Consider the following 18472-nt stretch of genomic DNA (forward strand, 5'->3'; position numbering starts at 1 on the left):
ATGATTCAAGAGTGGGCCGGTTTCGAACTCACGTTTCCTTATGAAAAGGAGACGCTGTTCGTGTTGGCGACGATTGTGTACGTCTACGGAGGGTGGCCGTTTTTGAAAGGGAGCATCGATGAATTGCGTCAACGAAATCCGGGGATGATGATGCTGATTGGACTTGCCATCAGCGTCGCGTACTTCTATAGTGTTGCCATCGTGTTCGGATACGGGCATGGGCATGACTTCTTTTGGGAGTTGGCGACGTTAATCGTCATCATGTTGCTCGGGCACTGGATTGAGATGCGCTCGATCATGGGTGCTTCGAACGCGTTGCAACAGCTCGTTCGTCTATTACCGAGCGTGGCACACCGCATCAACGGGAGTGACATCGAGGACGTTCCCGTCTCGGCGCTCGCTGCTGGGGATTTGATTCTCGTCAAACCGGGCGAGCAGATTCCTGTTGACGGGGAACTGCTGAAAGGGCGGACGACGGTCGATGAGTCGATGTTGACCGGTGAATCGATGCCTGTCGAAAAAGAGACCGGGGATGTCGTCATCGCAGGATCAATCAACCAAGAAGGTAGCATGACGATTTCGACGACAAGCACGGGAGAGAGCACATACTTGGCGAAAGTCATCGACTTGGTCAAAGAAGCGCAGGAATCCAAATCGAAAACGCAAAACCTAGCCAATCGGGCCGCCAAGCTCTTGTTTTATGTCGCCGTCGGATCGGGAGTGCTGACGTTCGCCATTTGGGTCGCCCTCGGATATCCGGTCAGTATGGCTGTCGAACGAATGGTCACCGTCATGGTCATCTCATGTCCGCACGCGCTCGGTCTCGCGTCTCCGCTCGTCGTGGCGGTCTCGACAGCCCTGTCGGCGAAACGCGGACTGTTGATTCGGAATCGGACTCAATTCGAAGAGGCGCGTCATCTCGATGCGGTCATTTTCGATAAGACGGGAACGTTGACGAAAGGCGATTTCGGGGTGACGGACATTGAAGCCGCATCTGCTCATACAGAAGAGGAAGTGTTACGTCTGGCCGCCGCGGTCGAGACGGCCTCGCAGCATCCGCTCGCACGAGGTATTCTTCGGGAAGCGGAAGCACGCAAGTTGACGTTGCCTGAAGTCGTCGATTTCGCTTCGATCACGGGGGTTGGATTAGAAGGACAGGTAGAGGGAGGTCACGTTCAAGTCGTCAGCCCCCGCTATATTCGGGAGCATGAGCTCTCAATTGACGAAATGGCGTTCGACCGATTATCGGCCGCCGGGAAGACCGTCGTCTTCACGGTTCGAGACGGGGACTTGGTCGGTATGATCGCCTTGGCGGACATGGTTCGCGATGAAGCGAAAGAGACGGTCCGAGCGTTGAAAGACCGGGGCGTCCGTTCGATCATGCTCACTGGTGACAACCGAAAAGTGGCCGACTGGGTGGCGTCGCAACTTCATATCGAGGAAGTGTACGCCGAAGTGTTGCCGGATGATAAATCACGGCAAGTGCAAACCGTCCAAGCCGACGGCAGCAAAGTGGCGATGGTCGGGGACGGCATTAATGATGCACCGGCTTTGGCCCAAGCGGACGTCGGCATTGCCATCGGGAGCGGCACCGACGTCGCCGTCGAAACGGCCGATATCGTTCTCGTCCGGAGCAACCCGAAAGACGTGCTGTCGATTCTCGACTTGTCTCGCAACACATACAACAAGATGATTCAGAATCTGTGGTGGGCCGCCGGCTATAACATCGTCGCCATCCCGCTCGCGGCCGGTGTGTTGGCCCCAATCGGCATCATCTTGTCACCGGCCGTCGGTGCCGTGCTCATGAGTCTCAGTACCGTCATCGTCGCGCTCAATGCCCGGACGCTCAAGCTTTAACAATTCTTTCATCTTTGGTCTCTATAATGAGGAGGATGCTAAAGATGGAGGGAACTATTATGAAACGAAAGCTACTCGTACCGATGTTTTTGACGACTGTATTTCTTGCCTCGTGTGGGGGTGCGACACCAGCGAGCGAGTCGAAGGAACCGGTCACGGAAGAAAAAGAGACGTCGACGGAACAGGTGCCGGACCGCTGGACAGCGACAAAAACAGGCATCGTGGTCTCGCATATCCACGGTGCCGGCTTTTGGCCAGACGGGCGTCCGGTCATCGCGACGCATACGGGACTGATGGAATTCAGAGAAGACGGCTGGTACGAATTGTCCTCGAACCGTCACGACTATATGGGCTTCGAGCTCGTCAAAGACGGATTCTATGCGAGCGGTCACCCGGCACAGGATTCACCGTATAAAAATCCGCTTGGTGTCGTCCGCGGGACCGATAAAGGGGAGACGCTCGAGATTCGTTCGCTAGAGGGCGAGGCCGATTTTCACTATATGAGTGCGGGTTTCGAATCCGAGAGCCTCTACGTGTATTTAGAAACGGCGACCAGTGAACTCGAACCAGGTTTTTATCGATCGCTCGACGGCGGTACGTCGTTTGAGCCGATGGAGATGGATGGCATCGAAGGTCGAGGCATCGCCGGCATCACGGCCGATGCAAGCGAACCGAAACGCGTCTTCGTCTATGGTCCGGACGGCATCCTCGTCTCAGACGACGGGGGAGACACGTTCGAGCCGTTCCTGGAACAGAAGAATATCGTCACGATGGCATCGACGAAAGGGAAATTGGCGTCAATCACGAAAGACGGTGCCTCGTTCGATCTGGTGGTCTCGGATTTGACCGACGAGACGGAGACGACCGTTGAGCTGCCCTCGCTGAACGCGGACAGCGTCCCGATCGAACTGGTCAGCCAAAACGGGCGATTGTTGCTAGCGACATCGGATAACAGTGTGTACGTCTTTGAAGACGAGGAATGGACGCAACTGTTGCAAGCAGGGAAAGTGAAATGAAAAAAATCCGGCGCCTGAGCTCAGGTGCCGGATTTTTTTAGTGGGGCGGAAGCGTGATGGTGAACATCGTCCCAGATGAATCAGAGGCGACGGTCAACGTACCATCATGCAACCGGATGATTTGATGGGCGATGGCAAGCCCGAGTCCACTGCCACCCGTACGACGGGAACGTGATTTTTCGACCCGGTACAGGCGATCGAAGATGTAAGGCAGATCGTCTTGAGGGATACCTTTCCCGTCGTCTTGAATCGTGAAGCGGAGTGCTTCATCCGTAAGTTGCATATCGAATTGGATATGGCGTGCCTCGCTATGTTGAATCGCGTTGTGGGCGATGGAGCGGAACACTTGTAAGATGCGATGTCGATCTAACTGTAAGACGACGTCTTTGGAGGAGCAGTCGGTGCTGCTAGCAAACGCGATCGAAGTCACTCGGAACATTGTGGCTAGCACGCGTTGCAAATCGTCGCAGAGCGCATCGACGGCCACGGGTTCGCGATGCAACGTGAACGTGTTCTCGTCCAACTGGGCGAGCTGGAACGCGTTCTCGACGAGCTCGGTCAACGCTTGGCTCTCCTCGAGAATCGTCTGAATCGACTGTTCTTTTAACGACTCTGGCGTCTGTGGTTTGGATGCGATTTCGGCATATCCTTGCAGATACGTGAGCGGCGTTTTAATCTCGTGGGCGAGGTCCGACAAGAACTGATTCCGTTCTTTCCGGAGACGAGCCAGTTCAAGCGACATCGCTTCAATTGAGCGGGCCAATTCGCCGATTTCATCCTCTCGGGACGTCGGAAGGGTCAACGTTTCGGGATTCGTCAACACATCCTCGGTCGCTCGGCGCAACAGCTGAATCGGATTTGAAATCAACCGGCTCAGCAAGACGAACGTCATGATGGTGATGACGAGGGCGATGCCGGTGATATAAAGAAACCGGAGTTGGAGCCGATGGCTGATGCCATGGATAATCTCGGTCGGTAGAAACATATACACATACCCGTAGCGGTTGTCATTTTCCATCGCATCAATCGGGGTCCGTACCGCGAGATACGGTTCGTTCTCCCAATCGTCTTCGAGGATGGTCGTCATATTGTCATCGCCTCGGTTCGCTTCCGTTTGGATGAGCACCGAGAGCGGGTCGGGGAAGCGGTTGGATGTCTGTAGAATCGAGTGGTCGGGAGCGGTGATGGCAACTTTCGTATCGGTCTCGCTCTCCATCGTCGCGACGTGGTCAATCGTCTCCTCATCAAAACTCATCGCTAGTACGCTCGCATGGCTTTCCGCTCTCGATTCGAGCCGGTCGATTTCTTCGACAACACGTTCACCGAGGAGCGTATGGTAGAGCAATAAGAACAAGACGCCTTCAATCAATAACGTCGTCAATAAAAAGATCAGGCTGATTCGGAATGGGAGGCTATTACGTCGGAATGTCATGAGTCCGACCGCTCTTCGGTCCAGCGATAGCCGCGACCCCATACCGTTTTCAAATAATCGTCAATCGGGAAGCCGGCCTCGCCGAGTTTGTCGCGAATCATGCGGATATGGGCATCGACCGTGCGCGGGTCCGACTCGGACGAGTAGGGCCACACCAAGTCGTATAAATCCATCCGGTTGTATAGCCGGTTCGGATGTTGCAAGAACAGTTTCAAGATGGCTGTCGCTTTCGGCGTCATGACGACTTCTTGTTCTTGATAGAGGATTCGTCCGCTCGCTTCCTCATAGCGCAGCTGTCCGTAGTTCACATTGGTGACACGGCTCCGTCGCAACACCGCACGAATCCGGGCCAGGAGCACATTTCCTTCGAACGGCTTCGTGACATAATCGTCGGCACCCGCGTCCAACCCGCGGATCGTTGTCTCACTGTCCGAGCGGGCCGTCAACAACACGACGGGCAGTTCGGCATCGAGCGCCTTGATTTGGCGGCACAACGTGATCCCATCGACGCCGGGCATCATGATGTCGAGCATCACTAAGTCCGGACGTTCGGAAATCCGTTCCATCGCTTCTCGTCCGTCAGCGGCCTCGATACAGGTGTAGCCGTCGCCTTCGAGGAATAGGCGGAGCAACCGTCTCATTTTCATTTCGTCATCGACAATCAAAACTTTCATATGTGGTCCTCCTATGATTCTGAGCCGTCTCGTCTACATAACGGTTTCGAGAGAAGGGGAACGTTCTCCTTGTCCCTCAGGGCAGTTTGGGCAATTGAAGAAACCGTCGGACGAGTTCGGGTTCGTCGAATGGTACGGCTTCGTCTCCGATGCGCTCGACGCGGTCATGCCCCTTTCCGAATATGACCCCACAGTCATAGTCCGCCATCTGGTCACAGAAGAACCGGATGGCTGGTTCGCGTTCAGCGAATTGGACCAGTTCGACAGATGACCCGGCCGCCAAATCGTCGAGGATGTGTCGGGGGTGTTCGTGACGTGGGTCATGGACGGTCAAGATGACATCTGCTCCTGAAGCAACGACCACCTCCATCATGTTGCTGCGCTTCATGCGGTCGCGTTCGCCAGCAGCACTGAGTAACACGAGTACACGCGGATAGCGGGCCGTCAATGACGTCACGACTTGTTTGATGGCGTCCGGGGTATGCCCATAGTCGATATAGACCGATTGATTGATTCCGGTCACTCGTTCGAGGCGTCCGCTCGGTAACGTCAACTTCTTCAGATGAGGAAGAATCTCTGCCAACGGAATACCGGTGTGCAGGACGATGCTGATAGCGCATAACGTGTTATCGAGATTATAGTCCTCATAAAACGGGAGGGGCGATTGCGCCTCCTCGTCGCCTAACTGGAGCATGAACTGCTCGTCTTTCTGATACCCGATCAAGTTTGCGGTAGTCGAGTGACGACTGAATAAAAAGGAGTCGGCGACGGATGGTGCCATCGACAGCATGAGCGCATGATGCGAATCGTCGGCATTGACGATGCCACACCCTGAATCCCTCAACTGGGCAAACAACTTGGCTTTCGTGTAGGCGTACGTCACCATCGTCCCATGATAGTCCAAGTGGTCGTGGGACAGATTGAGAAACGAAGTCGTCTCGAACTGTAACTCGGCAATCCGAGACTCCGCAATGGCCTGAGATGAGACTTCCATCAGACAATCAGTGACACCATCCTCGACCATGGCGTGAAGGTGGCGATTGATCGTCAACGGGTCAGGCGTCGTGTTCGGTGTCCCAAACTTCTGTCCGCAGTACGTGATGCCGAGTGTGCCGATGAGACCGGCTGACATCCCGATGTGCCCAAACAATTGATGAGCAAGTGCCGTCGTCGTTGTTTTTCCGTTCGTCCCAGTTACGCCATGCAGGCGTAGCCTCGTTGAAGGGTAATCGTAAAACGCGTGGGCAAGTTCCGCCAACGCTTGTTTCGTGTCCTTACAATAGATGACAGGTACCCGAGCCTCAATCGGACGTTCGGCGACGATGGCGACCGCTCCGTTATGGATTGCCTCGTTCACGTAGTCATGGCCATCATGACGGTAGCCTGAGATACAGACGAATAAAAAATTTTGTTTAATTTCTTTGGAAGAGAAGGAAATGCCCTCAATCATCGTTTTGGCAGGATTGTCTAAATACGTCCATGTCACGAGCTGTTTCAGCTTTGTCAACAGGTCTTGCAAGGTTTTCAACACTTCTAATTTCTCCTTTATTGGCAAAGTCCATTTTGACAGTATAACCGTCGTTTGTGAAAAAGAAGTGAAATGAGAGCGAGGCCTATGTCTCGAGCGAATCCTCAATGTTTTAACGAAATTGGATTAGGCAATCGATTATTAAAACAGACCATCAGAAAAGGAGGAGTAGACGATGAAACCTTACGCAAAATTTGGAGTGATGATTCTCATATCGACATTCCTCATGTATTGGCTCATGTATTTGAACGTGTTCCAACTCGACCACGTCTTCTTCAGTCAGACGCGTCTGTACATGGCGCTCATCATGGGATCGGTCATGGCGTTCGTCATGTTGCTGTTCATGTGGGGCATGTATAAAAACAAGAAGTTGAACGCCGTCATTTTAGGCGTGAGCGCGCTCGTGTTCGGACTATCGCTATGGCTCGTCCGGAGCCAGACGACGGTCGATGACGTCAGTTGGATGAAGGCGATGATTCCGCACCACTCGATCGCCATCTTGACGAGCGAGCGGGCCGAGATCGAGGACCCGCGCGTGAAGCAGCTGTCAGAAGACATCATCGAGACACAACGACGTGAAATCGAAGAGATGAAGCGGTTGATTGAAGAGTTAGAGCGAGAAGAAGCGGCAAAAGAAGAGGAAGCAAAAACAACAGCGACCGAGTGATGCGGTCGCTGTTGTCATGTGTGAGGGTGCAGTTGGGCCTCGATCAATTCGACGGCAATCGTCAGTGCTTGAATGCGCCGTTTGGCGAGTGTCAGTTGTGACTTGTAACGTTCGGGGTGATCTTTCGCCTCGAGCGTTTTCACGGTTTCCTGCAGTTTGTGGAGAATCGAATCGATTTGTCGCTTTGCCTCCGTCAGTTCTGTTGTTGAATAATCCATGTGACCTCCTAGATGGTTTTCCTCCAGTATACATAAGAAAAACCGAGGCGATGGCCCCGGCTTAGCGTATTTGCGGTATATATTTTCTAGTACGGCGGTTTGTCGAGCGCGGTGCGACGAGGAAGAAGATTCCTAACATCACGCCGACTCCAAGTCCCCAAAGACTGTTGAACAACAACATCAACACGATCCCGAAGACGAGTCCAATACTCACATCACCCATACGGTCAAACATTTGTAACCACCTTTTCTGTGTTTGCTAGACTAAAGGTTTACCCACAATTGAGAAGTGATACACCTGGGAGGCTAGCACGTCTCCCTTTTGTTATACGTGATTTTTCTGACCAGGTTTCGTTTTATAGAAACTATAGACGACACTGATCAAGATGACGAGGACGATTGCGCCAAGTGACATCCAAATCGGCATTTTGTATACGTCGCCCAATACCATCTTCGCTCCGATGAAGACGAGCATGAAGCTGAGCCCGTGCTTCAAGTAGTAGAAGCGGTCAATCAAGTTGGCGAGGACGAAGTAGAGGCTACGGAGTCCAAGAATCGCCATGATGTTTGCATAGAAGATGATATACGGATCACGCGAGTAGGCGAAGCTGGCCGCGACCGAGTCGACGGCGAAGACGATATCCGACAGCTCGATGAAGATGAGCGCGATGAACAGCGGCGTGAAGAACAATTTGCCGTTGATACGTTTCGTGAACTTACCAGACGAGATGTCTTGCGTGATCGGCAAGCGGCGCTCGAGCCAACGGATTGTCTTGTTCTCTTCGAGCGATTCGTCCTTGCCGATGTTTTTGAACATCATCCATCCGGTATAGATGAGGAAGGCACCGAACACGTAATAGACCCAACCGAAGTTCTCTAACAACGACACCCCGGCGACGATGAAGACGGCCCGGAAGAAGATTGCCCCGAGAATGCCCCAGAACAATACCTTATGCTGATACTTGAGCGGAATCGCGAAGTAGGCGAATACGAGCGAGAAGACGAACACGTTATCGATGGCGAGTGCTTTCTCGATGAAGTAGACGCTCGCATATTCTGTCGCGACCGTGCTGCCTTGCGAGTAGAACAACCAACCGCCGAACGCGATGGCGATCCCGATCCAGACGAACGTCCATGTCCATGCCTCACGGAGCGAGACTTCGTGTGCCTTGCGGTGGAACACCCCGAGGTCAAGCGCGAGCATGAAGACGACGAGTGCCAAAAAGGCGATGAGTAGGGTCAACAATAATTCCTCCTTTTAAGTTCATGTGAACTCTATATAATAAATTTAAGGTCATAAGAACTCAAAGTCAAGAGAATAAACTGCGATTCCGCAAAAAAACACTCCGAATCGATTTCGGAGTGTGCAAACTTAATGCTTTTCAGAGCGACGTGACCAAATGACCCGGACGATGAAAGCGCCTAGTCCGAGCAGGATGACGGCGAGGACGCCATACATGACATGCGAATACGTCTCGATATGGCCAAGCCACACTTGCCAATTCTCCCCGACGTACACGCCGACAAAGATGAGCACCGTGTTCCAAATTAGCGTTCCGAGTGTCGTCAGCATCAAAAATTTGACGAACGGCATGTTCGACATGCCGGCCGGAATCGAGATGAGGCTGCGGACGACGGGAACGAAGCGACCAAAGAAGACGAGTTTTGGTCCGAAGCGGTCGAACCAGCGATCGGCCATACGGACGTCGTCGACTTTCAAATAAAGACGTTTGCCATAACGCGCGACCCATGACTCCAGACGTTCCTCGTCGAAGAATAGACCGACGCTATACAAGACGATGGCCCCGATGACGGCACCGACCGTCGCCGCGAGAATCATCCCGATTGGGGACAGTCCCGTCGTCGTCGTGAAGAAACCGCCGAATATTAAAATGAGCTCGGACGGGATAGGCGGGAAGACGTTCTCGATAAAGATTAGGAAGAGCACGCCCCAATAACCGAACTGCTCAATCATTTGTTGAATCCATTGTTCCATGAATCGGTTCTCCTTGCGTATATGACATCTCTGTCTACTTTACCCGACGGCAAGGAGCACGCCTATACGACTTGAGGTTGAATTTCGACTCAAATCGCGCCGATGACCGCGTGCGGGATGTACGGTTCTTCGAGCGAAGCCATCTCTTCTTTTGTCAACGTGACGGCCAACGCACCGACCGCCTCGTCTAAATGACGCGCTTTCGTCGCCCCAATGATTGCCGAGGTGACCGTGTCTTGTTGCAAGAGCCAGGCGAGGGCGACCTGTGTCCGGGTAATTCCCCGTGTCTCAGCGATTGCGGCGACCCGCTCGATGATGAGCCGGTCGGCGTCCATCGTCGCGTCATACTTCGAACGTTGAATCACGTCCGTCTCAGAGCGGTGGGTCACGGTCGACACGTCGCGTGTCAGGCGTCCCGAGGCGAGCGGACTGTACGGTGTGACCCCAATTTTCTCTTCCCGGCAGAGCGGCATCATTTCACGCTCTTCTTCCCGATAAATCAAGTTCAAATGGTTTTGCATCGACACGAACCGGGTCCAGTTGTTTCGTTCCGCCACGTGGAGCGCTTTTTGGAACTGCCAGGCGTACATTGCCGATGCACCGATATAGCGGGCCTTCCCGGATTTGACGACGTCATGGAGCGCCTCCATCGTCTCTTCGATCGGTGTGTCATAGTCCCAGCGGTGGATGATATACAGGTCGACGTAATCGGTGCCGAGCCGTTTCAAACTATGATCGATTTCCGACAGAATCGCCTTCCGTGACAAGCCGCCGCCGTTCGGACCGTCGTGCATTCGACCGTGAACTTTTGTCGCGAGAACGATTTCGTCTCGGTTCGCATAATCCCGAAGCGCACGTCCGACGTATTCCTCGCTCGTGCCTTTCGAGTAGATGTTTGCCGTGTCAAAGAAGTTGATACCGAGGTCGAGTGCTTGTTTGATGATCGGACGGGTCGCCGCCTCATCGAGTACCCAGTCATGAATCCATCGGTTCGCGTCGCCAAAGCCCATACAGCCGAGACAGAGCCTTGAGACATCGAGTCCCGTATTGCCAAGTTTTACGTATTCCATGAAAATGCCTCCTTCAAAGTTGATACGTGGAGAGGAACCGTTCGAACTCATCCACGGTGCTGTCGTCGTTGACGGTCAATCGTAATTCGGTATGGGTGTCGATCGGAAGCGCTAGCGCCTCGACAAGTGCCTCTGGCGTCGGTTCGAGTCGGAATGAATCGAGCCGAATCACCACGTTATGGGCAAGTGCGAAATGCGCACAACGGGTGAGCAATGTCGCGAAGCCACGTTCGACCGTCACGTGATACGTCTTTTCCATGTCGATTCCCCTCCTTTGCCACCAGTATGACGCGAGATGTGGGGCGAGCGTTAGCGCGTTCATGTCGTGTTTTTGCCTAATCCTCTCAACAGGTTGGACAGGGCTCGTCCAAGAAAACAATCTGCCGTATACTGAAGGGGAGAAAACCGAGGAGGGTGAACGACATCGAGACACGACTGCAACTGATTGACGTCATCACACGACACATACCGGGGGACGGGGTGCATCCGACAATCGTCCCGGCGATGACGTTCATTCATGAATCGATGGTGACCGAACCGATCACACGCGTCAATGAACCGTCATTTTGCCTAATCCTGCAGGGGGGGAAAGAGATGTTGTTCGGTGACGAACGGCTCGTCTACGAGGGCGGGCATTACCTCGTCGCCTCGGTCGACTTGCCTGTGACGGGCCAAGTGACGAAAGCGAGCGCAGACGTCCCATACGTGGCGTTGAAACTCGAGTTGACGATTGACGACTTGATCGATGCCGTCGGGCACGTCGAGCTGACTGAGCCGCGTGAACCGAAACGAGGCATGTATATCGCCGATGCCGACGAGGCGTTGTTCGATGTCGCGCTCCGACTCGCCCGTCTCGTCGACACACCGGATCACGTGGCACTCGCGCCGCTTTATAAGCGCGAGCTCCTATATTGGGTGGCGCAAGGGTCGAACGGAGAGATGTTGCGTCAGTTGGCGTTCGAGGGAAGTCAGGCGTTCCGGATTAAACGCGTCATCGACCACATCATCGCGAACTTCAACGAGACGATTCGAAGTGAGGAATTGGCCCGAGTCGCCAATATGAGTGTCTCGACGCTCCACCGTCATTTTAAGGAAGTAACGGCGATGAGCCCGCTCCAATTCCAAAAACAGTTACGGCTCCAAGAGGCGAGACGGCTGTTGCTCATGCAGGCGACAGACGTGGGCGAGGCGGCGTTCCAGGTCGGCTACGAGAGTCAATCACAGTTCAGCCGCGAGTATGCCCGGTTGTTCGGGCTGTCGCCACGGGCCGACGTGCGGCAACAACGACAGCTTTGACAAAGGAAATGCGCGAGCGGTATGCTTGAGGGGAAAACGACATACATCAGGATTGTTACTGGATTGCCAGGCAAAACCTAAACTGGGCGCACGTGTTGCGTCTGGTTTAGGTTTTTCTTGTGTTCAGGACAAAAAAAGGAGGATATTATGCGACACATCATCTTTCTAGACGTCGACGGCACGCTCGTCGATGACCACGGCAACATCCCGGAATCGGCCAAAGAGGCTGTCCGGCAGGCGCGACAGAACGGTCATCTCGTCTTCTTGTCGACCGGGCGCTCGAAGGCGGAGCTGTTTTCGGACATTCTCGACGTCGGCTTTGACGGCATCATCGGGGCAGCCGGCGGCTACATCGAACTCGAGAAAGAAGTGTTGTACCATCAACAAGTCTCCGTCGATGATTTGAGCCACCTCATCTCCTTCTTCACGGAACACGGCATCGATTTCTATCTTGAGTCGAACGACGGCCTGTTCGCCGGCGGCAACGCCAAGGCACGGGTAGCGACGATGATTGACGAGTTGATGGCGAACAATCCGGAGGCGAGTGCGACGATCGAGCGCGGCTTGAAGCCGTTCCATGACGCAATGATGGAAGGGGTCGACCTCGTCCGTCCCGATGTGAACAAAATCTCGTTCCTCGGCTCATCCGTGCCGCTCGACGTCATCCAACAAGAGTTCGCATCCCGCTTCACCGTCATCCCGAGCACGGTCGCTGTATTCGGGGCTAACAGCGGGGAGCTCTCCATCCCGGGCGTCAACAAAGCGACGGCGATTGCGACGCTGCTCGAACATCTAGGTCTCGAGCGAGCGCAGACGTTCGCCTACGGGGACGGGTTGAACGACATCGAGATGCTCGAATACGTCAAGGTCGGTGTCGCCATGGGCAATGCCAAACCCGAGGTCAAGCGTGTCGCCGACGATGTGACGGACGCCTGTGACCAAGACGGGCTTGCGAATAGCTTCAAAAAGTATCGACTCATCTGAAAAAAAAGCCAAGCAACCTCTCTTCAGGTTGCTTGGCTTTTCGTCGCGACATCGTTCACGACATCGGCGAGGGTCACATGCTTCAATACCGATTCCATCGCCAATTGGGCGTGGATAAAGATCGGCTCGATCGTCGCTTGGATATGTTGGCCGACGGGGCACGCCGGGTTCGGGTTGTCATGGATACTGAACAGCTCGTTCTCCTCGACGACACTGACGGCGCGATAGACATCATAGAGCGAAATCTCGGTCAAGTCTTTCGTCAGTTTGGCTCCGGCGACGCCAGGCTTCACTTCAATCAAGTCGGCCTTCTTCAACATGGCCATGATTTTTCGGATTAGGGCCGGGTTCGTGTTGACACTGCCGGCCAAAAAGTCAGACGAGGTGACGCCGTCCTGATTGACCTCGATCAACGTCAAGATATGAATGCCGACCGCGAAACGGCTACTGATGGACATAGGCTACCACCTTTCTGCACAAGTCATGTAAGTGAATTGGTTACATCTTCAGTATAACAGGGAACAAACAATTGACAAACGAAGATGCTGTAACTATGATGATTACATGTAACTGATTTAATTACAGGTTAAAAGGAGGAAATGATTTATGAAATACTTAGTCACAGGTGCAACCGGGAAACTCGGTTCGAAAATTGTCGATGTGTTACTCAAGTCGGTACCCGCAAGTGAACTCGCGGTCAGCGTCCGCAATCCGGAAAAAGCGGAAGCACTGAAAGCGAAAGGTGTCGATGTGCGACATGGGGACTTCGACAAGCCCGAGACGCTCGATGCAGCGTTCAAAGGTGTCGAACGACTGCTCATCATCTCGGCGGACGGGGACAACGACACGCGCATCCGTCAACATGCGAATGCCGTCGAGGCGGCCGAACGCGCAGGCGTATCGTTCATCGCCTATACGAGTCTCGCCGATGCGACAGAAAGCCAAAACTTGATGGCACCGCCACATGTCGAGACCGAAGGCGCAATCGAGCGGACGGGGATCCCGCATGCGTTCTTGCGCAACAACTGGTACTTAGAGAACGAACTCGGCAGCATTCAAGGCGTGCTCGCCGGTGCGCCGTGGGTGACGGCGGCCCGTGACGGGAAAGTCGGTTGGGCGCTACAGGACGATTATGCGGAAGCCGCTGCGAACGTGCTCCTCGCCGACGATTTCGAGCAGGATACCTTCGAATTGTCGGGTCCGCTCCATACGCAAGCCGAACTCGTCGAGGCGCTCGGTGAAGTGCTCGGCCGCGAAGTGCCACTCCAAGAAGTGAGTACCGAGGCGTACGCCGGCGTCATGCGCGGCGCCGGGGTGCCAGAAGGAGCGATTCCGATTGTCGTCGGCATTCAAGACAGCATCCGCAACGGCTCGCTCGAGGTCGAGTCGAACGATTTCGAGTTGGTGCTCGGTCGTCCGGTGACGCCGCTGAAAGAAGCGCTACAAAAATTGATTGCCACATTATAAAAGCAGACCGCGAATCGACATTCGCGGTCTGCTTTTTAGTTGGCTCTTGCCTGAAGTTGACCGGTCACGTCTTCTAACGTATTCGCGGTCGAAGCGAGGCGGTCCGACATGTGGCTCAACTCTTTTTGGATGGCGACTTGTTGCTCGGTCGCGGCGGCGACGTGTTGAATCTGTTGCTGCAGTTCGCTCGCCGCTCGTTTCGTCGTCGCGAGGCGCGTCTCGAGCGTCTCCATCTGTGACGTCACGCGTTGGCGCGTCTCTTGAATCGAACTGATTTGACCGTCGATCTCAGAAACGTCCCCGGTTAAACGGTGGAACACGGCCGTCACGTCAGCCGTGACGGTTTGACAGTTCTCGGTCGCGCGTTTGAACAACTGTGCCGAATCACGGACGACGGTCGTATCATCCATCAGTCCACCGAGGACACGGGTCATCTCGGCCGCATAATCTCGGGACTGGACGGCGAGCTTGCCGACCTCGGAAGCGACGACGGCGAAACCACGCCCGGCGTCCCCGGCCCGGGCCGCTTCAATCGAGGCGTTCAAGGCGAGCATGTTCGTCTGGCCGCTGATCGTCTCGACGTGCTGCAGGATGGCTTGAATCTCGGTCGACCGGTTCGACATCGTCGTGACGACACGTTCGAGCCGTTCCGACTCGTTGATGATCTCATTGACTTTCGCCTCCATCCGTCGCATGTCATCGTCCCCGGCCCGTGCGTCAGCCGCAATCCTCGACGAGGCGGCGGCCGTCTGCGCCATCCGGTCTTGGATGAGGGCGGTGAGGGAGCGAATCGACTGAATCTCGTCAGCCCCGTGGTTCATCGACGTCTCTTGCTCGGTCGCATGGGCGACGATGGGATCGACGGTGACGGCAATCTGTTCACCGGACTCGAGCGACTGGTTGGCAGAGGTCTCGAGCTCGGTCGCATGGTCTTTCAGTGTCATGACGAGTCGACTCGTATCGCACACGGCTTGTTGTAACAACCGGCGCGTCTCGTCTTCCTGTGCGTTGACCCGTGCCGTCTCGAGGTTCTGAAAGTGAATCTGCGCGACGAGCACGGCGCTCAGTAGGATGAGGTAGACCGCATGGACGAGCAATAGACTGAACGGATAGTCCGTCGTCCCACAGATGATTTCAGGCACGAAGAAGTAGCCGGCAAAATGCTGCACGGCGAAGATGAGGGTACTGTAGACAATCAAATCGATACGGCGCATGAACGATAATATCGCCAGGACGACGAAAATCGAGAAGTGATACTCGACGAGCCCCTGTCCGCCGGCGACGGTCGAGATGCTCGCGAACGTGAGCGTCAGCATCATCAAGTATGGGAACAGATGCGGTTTCACGCGCTGGCTGACGACCATGGCCATCAACAGCATGATTGGGACGGCGAACAGGACCCATGTCGCGATGGGATACGCATAGCCGACGACACCGTTCCGGAGCACGGTGTACGTATAGGCGAAATCGGTGAAGCGATGGAGCAGATGGACGATGACAGACGTCAAAACGATCATGAACGTGGTGACGAGCATCAAGTGATTGCGTTTTTCAAAACTCATACAGTTTCCCCCTGGTCATAAGTCGATATAGCTACTTGATTATCGTCCGATTGACCCGAATCTTTATCGAATTTACACATTGACGCAAAAAAAGAGAAGCGGATGTGCTTCTCTAGTCGTTCGTGAGCCCGAGCCACCGTTTGACCGGTTCGCGGAAATAATAGGTGACAGCAATCAACGTGACGAAGACGAGGGAGGCGATGACGACCAAGGTGATGCTCCCCGAGGCGAGACTCGCACCGAGAAAGCTGTAGGCGAGCGTCCCTGGAATCATGCCGAGCACGGTCGCAAGGAGAAACGACTTGAATTTGACTTTGGCGATACCGCCGGCGTAACTGAGCAAATCGAAGCTGACGAGCGGGATGAGCCGCAAGACGAAGACGTACATAAAACCGCGTTGCTCCATCTGTATGAACAGTTTCTCCGACCACGGATAGCTCTCGACCTTGAGTACGGAACGTCCGAACAAGCGGGCCATGACGTACCCGGTCACGGCCGCGGCCGTCGCCCCGAACAAAATATAGAGGACACCCGGCCATACCCCGAAAGCGAGACCGGCGCCAAGGGATAAGACAGACGTCGGCAAGAAGATGATTGGGCCGATTGCATAGATGAAAAAGAAGACGACCGGACCCCACCAGCCGAATGACATTACGATGTCGCGGACGTCAGATGGACGGAGTTCGTAATGGAAATGGGTGATATAGAAGATACTCACGAACAAGGTGAGCATGAGACTAAGTTTGAGCCAGCGAGGCACAGCAGACGCCTCCTTTCCATCAGTTCTTTTGTTTATCGTATCGCATTCTGTGTCCAAATGAAGGGGAGCCAGCCTACAAATACGTCGGCAATGTGCGATTATGGTCAACAGTATGGCTAAAAATGGAAATTTAGGTCAACGCATATGTAAAGTTACTTCATTTCAAGCCTCTTTCCTACGATAAATCAGGTAGGGAGGGATCACGATGAAAAATTTGAAGATGTCCAAAAAGTTAATGGTACTGATTAGCGTATTTATCGCGACACTCGTTCTCGTCGCCACACTCAGCCATGTCTTCATGGGACGCATGGCCGATGCGGGAGAATCGATTTATGAAGATCGGTTATTGCCGATTCGCGCCCTTGGTCAAATCCGAACGGATAACCGTGCCTTGGACGGGTATATGCTCGAATTGATGTTAACGACCGATTCGAGTCGGAATGAAGAGTTACAGGCAAGTATCACAGAACGTCGCGACAGTATCGGGACGAACCTAAAGCTGTTCAATGAAACATTCGCCTCAACAGATGCCGAGATGCAAGGACGAGTCGAGGACCTGAATGCCGAGATTGCAGCCTACCTCGAAGGGACTGAACTCGTGCTCCAACCGGCGTTGCGCGGCGAGAACACCGCAGCATATCGCGTCTATTTGAGTGACTTGCGTCCAATCCGTCAAGACCTCGTCGAGACGGCCACAGTCGTCATGGACGGCATCAATGCAGAGGCCGAGACGGCAAGCACGACGATGCAGAACGATCGGACAGAATCGGTCACGTTGTTCTGGGTGCTCGTCGCCATCGGGGCACTCGTCTCAATCGGGCTCGGCGTCTACATCACGCGCCTCATCGTCCGTCCGATTCGTGAGTTGAATGGACTAATGAGCCGTGCTGGAGCCGGCGATTTGACGGTCGACAGCACGTACACGTCACAAGATGAAATCGGTTCACTCGCAGCATCGTTCAATGAGATGAAAGACAGTCTTCGCGAGTTGATCGGCAACGTCACCACAACAGCCGGACGCGTTGCAACGTCATCGGACGATTTGAAATCGAACGTCGAAGAGACGACAAAAGCGACCGAGATGGTCGCCGTCACGATGGAAGAAATCGCGTCGGGCTCGCTCCGTCAATTGACGCGGGTGAAAGAATCGAGCGGCACACTCACCGAACTGACGAATGGGATTCATCACGTCTCAAATAGCGCCCAACACATGACCGAGTTGTCAGACGGGGCACTTCAAAAAGTCGGGACCGGCAACGAGTTGATTGAGACGCTCGAGTCACAGCTTGAGGCGATGAATGGGAAAGTGAAGGCGTTGCAGACGGTCATCGGCCAACTCGACGTCCGCTCCCAAGAAATCGGTAGCATCACCGGTACGATTTCTGGCATCGCCGAACAGACGAACTTGCTCGCCTTAAATGCGGCCATCGAAGCGGCCCGGGCTGGCGACCAAGGACGCGGATTCGCCGTCGTTGCCTCAGAAGTCCGGAAACTTGCTGAAGAGTCGGCGATCGCGACGAAACGAATCTCTGGTTTGATTGGAGATACGCAGACGGAAACGAAACAAGCCGTCCAGACGATGCACGTCGTCGAGAGCGAGATGGGTCACAGCGTCACGAACGTCCAACAGGCTGGGCTAGCGTTCGAGGACATCAAGCGGGCGATTGAAGAGGTCGGTCAAAAAGTCGAGGAAGTGTCAGGCTCTGTCCAAGAGATGGCGGCCGGAGCGACCGAGATTTTACGATCGGTGAACGAGATTCAAGGCATCACGGAGACGACGGCTACCGACACCGAGAACACCTCGGCGGCGACGGAAGAACAGATGGCGTCGATGGAAGAAATAACAGCCTCGGCCCAAGAACTGTCGAATATGGCAGACGAGATGCGTCAAATGACAAAACGATTTAACGTGTAAAAAACAGGCAGGTCGCCATCGACCTGCCTG

19 protein-coding genes are annotated in these 18472 nt (G+C 54.3%); 7 read left to right on the plus strand and 12 right to left on the minus strand.

Features of this window, described 5'->3' with window-relative positions; translation table 11 throughout:
- Positions 1-1857, plus strand: a complete 1857-nt coding sequence (locus KNP80_RS09575; RefSeq protein ID WP_380081699.1) for a copper-translocating P-type ATPase — start codon at positions 1-3, stop codon at positions 1855-1857.
- Between the two features lie 59 nt (positions 1858-1916).
- Complete coding sequence (locus tag KNP80_RS09580) at positions 1917-2873, plus strand: F510_1955 family glycosylhydrolase (RefSeq protein ID WP_214720341.1); 957 nt, start codon at positions 1917-1919, stop codon at positions 2871-2873.
- A 37-nt stretch (positions 2874-2910) separates the two neighbouring features.
- Here KNP80_RS09580 and KNP80_RS09585 read toward each other — a convergent pair whose 3' ends face one another.
- From KNP80_RS09585 to KNP80_RS09595, 3 genes are all read right to left on the minus strand, one after another.
- The gene (locus tag KNP80_RS09585) at positions 2911-4305 is read right to left on the minus strand and encodes a sensor histidine kinase (RefSeq protein WP_214720340.1); all 1395 of its coding nucleotides are present in this window, start codon (positions 4303-4305) and stop codon (positions 2911-2913) included.
- Positions 4302-4979, minus strand: a complete 678-nt coding sequence (locus KNP80_RS09590; RefSeq protein WP_214720339.1) for a response regulator transcription factor — start codon at positions 4977-4979, stop codon at positions 4302-4304. Before KNP80_RS09590 ends, KNP80_RS09585 begins: the two co-directional genes overlap by 4 nt.
- Before the next feature lie 76 nt (positions 4980-5055).
- Positions 5056-6510 carry a UDP-N-acetylmuramoyl-L-alanyl-D-glutamate--2,6-diaminopimelate ligase gene (locus KNP80_RS09595; protein WP_214720338.1) on the minus strand — a complete coding sequence of 485 codons (1455 nt, stop codon included), beginning with the start codon at positions 6508-6510 and terminating at the stop codon, positions 5056-5058.
- 172 nt (positions 6511-6682) lie between these two features.
- On the opposite strand from KNP80_RS09595, the gene KNP80_RS09600 reads away from it, so the two are divergent.
- Complete coding sequence (locus tag KNP80_RS09600; RefSeq protein ID WP_214720337.1) at positions 6683-7174, plus strand: DUF305 domain-containing protein; 492 nt, start codon at positions 6683-6685, stop codon at positions 7172-7174.
- 14 nt (positions 7175-7188) lie between these two features.
- Here KNP80_RS09600 and KNP80_RS09605 read toward each other — a convergent pair whose 3' ends face one another.
- The 6 genes from KNP80_RS09605 to KNP80_RS09630 form a co-directional block, all read right to left on the minus strand.
- Positions 7189-7392, minus strand: coding sequence for a hypothetical protein (locus KNP80_RS09605; protein WP_214720336.1), 204 nt, complete (start codon positions 7390-7392; stop codon positions 7189-7191).
- 61 nt (positions 7393-7453) lie between these two features.
- Complete coding sequence (locus KNP80_RS09610; RefSeq protein ID WP_214720335.1) at positions 7454-7627, minus strand: hypothetical protein; 174 nt, start codon at positions 7625-7627, stop codon at positions 7454-7456.
- Between the two features lie 90 nt (positions 7628-7717).
- Positions 7718-8635 (minus strand): TerC family protein, encoded by a 918-nt coding sequence (locus KNP80_RS09615; protein ID WP_214720334.1) that lies wholly within the window; start codon positions 8633-8635, stop codon positions 7718-7720.
- A gap of 129 nt (positions 8636-8764) precedes the next feature.
- Positions 8765-9388 carry a DedA family protein gene (locus tag KNP80_RS09620; protein WP_214720333.1) on the minus strand — a complete coding sequence of 208 codons (624 nt, stop codon included), beginning with the start codon at positions 9386-9388 and terminating at the stop codon, positions 8765-8767.
- Positions 9389-9477: 89 nt separating this feature from the next.
- Entirely contained in the window at positions 9478-10458 is a 981-nt protein-coding gene (locus tag KNP80_RS09625; RefSeq protein WP_214720332.1) for an aldo/keto reductase, read from the minus strand.
- Between the two features lie 13 nt (positions 10459-10471).
- Positions 10472-10717 carry a hypothetical protein gene (locus KNP80_RS09630; protein ID WP_214714411.1) on the minus strand — a complete coding sequence of 82 codons (246 nt, stop codon included), beginning with the start codon at positions 10715-10717 and terminating at the stop codon, positions 10472-10474.
- Between the two features lie 155 nt (positions 10718-10872).
- Here KNP80_RS09630 and KNP80_RS09635 point away from each other — a divergent pair, with 155 nt between their 5' ends.
- The gene (locus tag KNP80_RS09635) at positions 10873-11754 is read left to right on the plus strand and encodes an AraC family transcriptional regulator (protein WP_021066189.1); all 882 of its coding nucleotides are present in this window, start codon (positions 10873-10875) and stop codon (positions 11752-11754) included.
- Between the two features lie 147 nt (positions 11755-11901).
- Entirely contained in the window at positions 11902-12738 is an 837-nt protein-coding gene (locus KNP80_RS09640) for a Cof-type HAD-IIB family hydrolase (RefSeq protein WP_214720331.1), read from the plus strand.
- Between the two features lie 23 nt (positions 12739-12761).
- Here the strand turns inward: KNP80_RS09640 and KNP80_RS09645 are convergent, their stop codons facing one another.
- Complete coding sequence (locus KNP80_RS09645) at positions 12762-13196, minus strand: Rrf2 family transcriptional regulator (RefSeq protein ID WP_214720330.1); 435 nt, start codon at positions 13194-13196, stop codon at positions 12762-12764.
- Between the two features lie 148 nt (positions 13197-13344).
- Between KNP80_RS09645 and KNP80_RS09650 the strand changes: the two genes are divergently transcribed.
- Entirely contained in the window at positions 13345-14205 is an 861-nt protein-coding gene (locus tag KNP80_RS09650; protein WP_214720329.1) for an SDR family oxidoreductase, read from the plus strand.
- A gap of 35 nt (positions 14206-14240) precedes the next feature.
- On the opposite strand, the gene KNP80_RS09655 is transcribed toward KNP80_RS09650, so the two are convergent.
- Entirely contained in the window at positions 14241-15767 is a 1527-nt protein-coding gene (locus tag KNP80_RS09655; RefSeq protein ID WP_214720328.1) for a methyl-accepting chemotaxis protein, read from the minus strand.
- Between the two features lie 112 nt (positions 15768-15879).
- Positions 15880-16527: a TVP38/TMEM64 family protein gene (locus KNP80_RS09660; RefSeq protein WP_214720327.1), complete on the minus strand. Its 648-nt coding sequence runs from the start codon at positions 16525-16527 to the stop codon at positions 15880-15882.
- 220 nt (positions 16528-16747) lie between these two features.
- Between KNP80_RS09660 and KNP80_RS09665 the strand changes: the two genes are divergently transcribed.
- The gene (locus KNP80_RS09665; RefSeq protein WP_251129013.1) at positions 16748-18442 is read left to right on the plus strand and encodes a methyl-accepting chemotaxis protein; all 1695 of its coding nucleotides are present in this window, start codon (positions 16748-16750) and stop codon (positions 18440-18442) included.
- The last annotated feature ends 30 nt before the right edge of the window (positions 18443-18472 follow it).

It is taken from the genome of Exiguobacterium sp. E4787 (assembly GCF_018618375.1).
GTDB lineage: Bacteria > Bacillota > Bacilli > Exiguobacteriales > Exiguobacteriaceae > Exiguobacterium > Exiguobacterium chiriqhucha.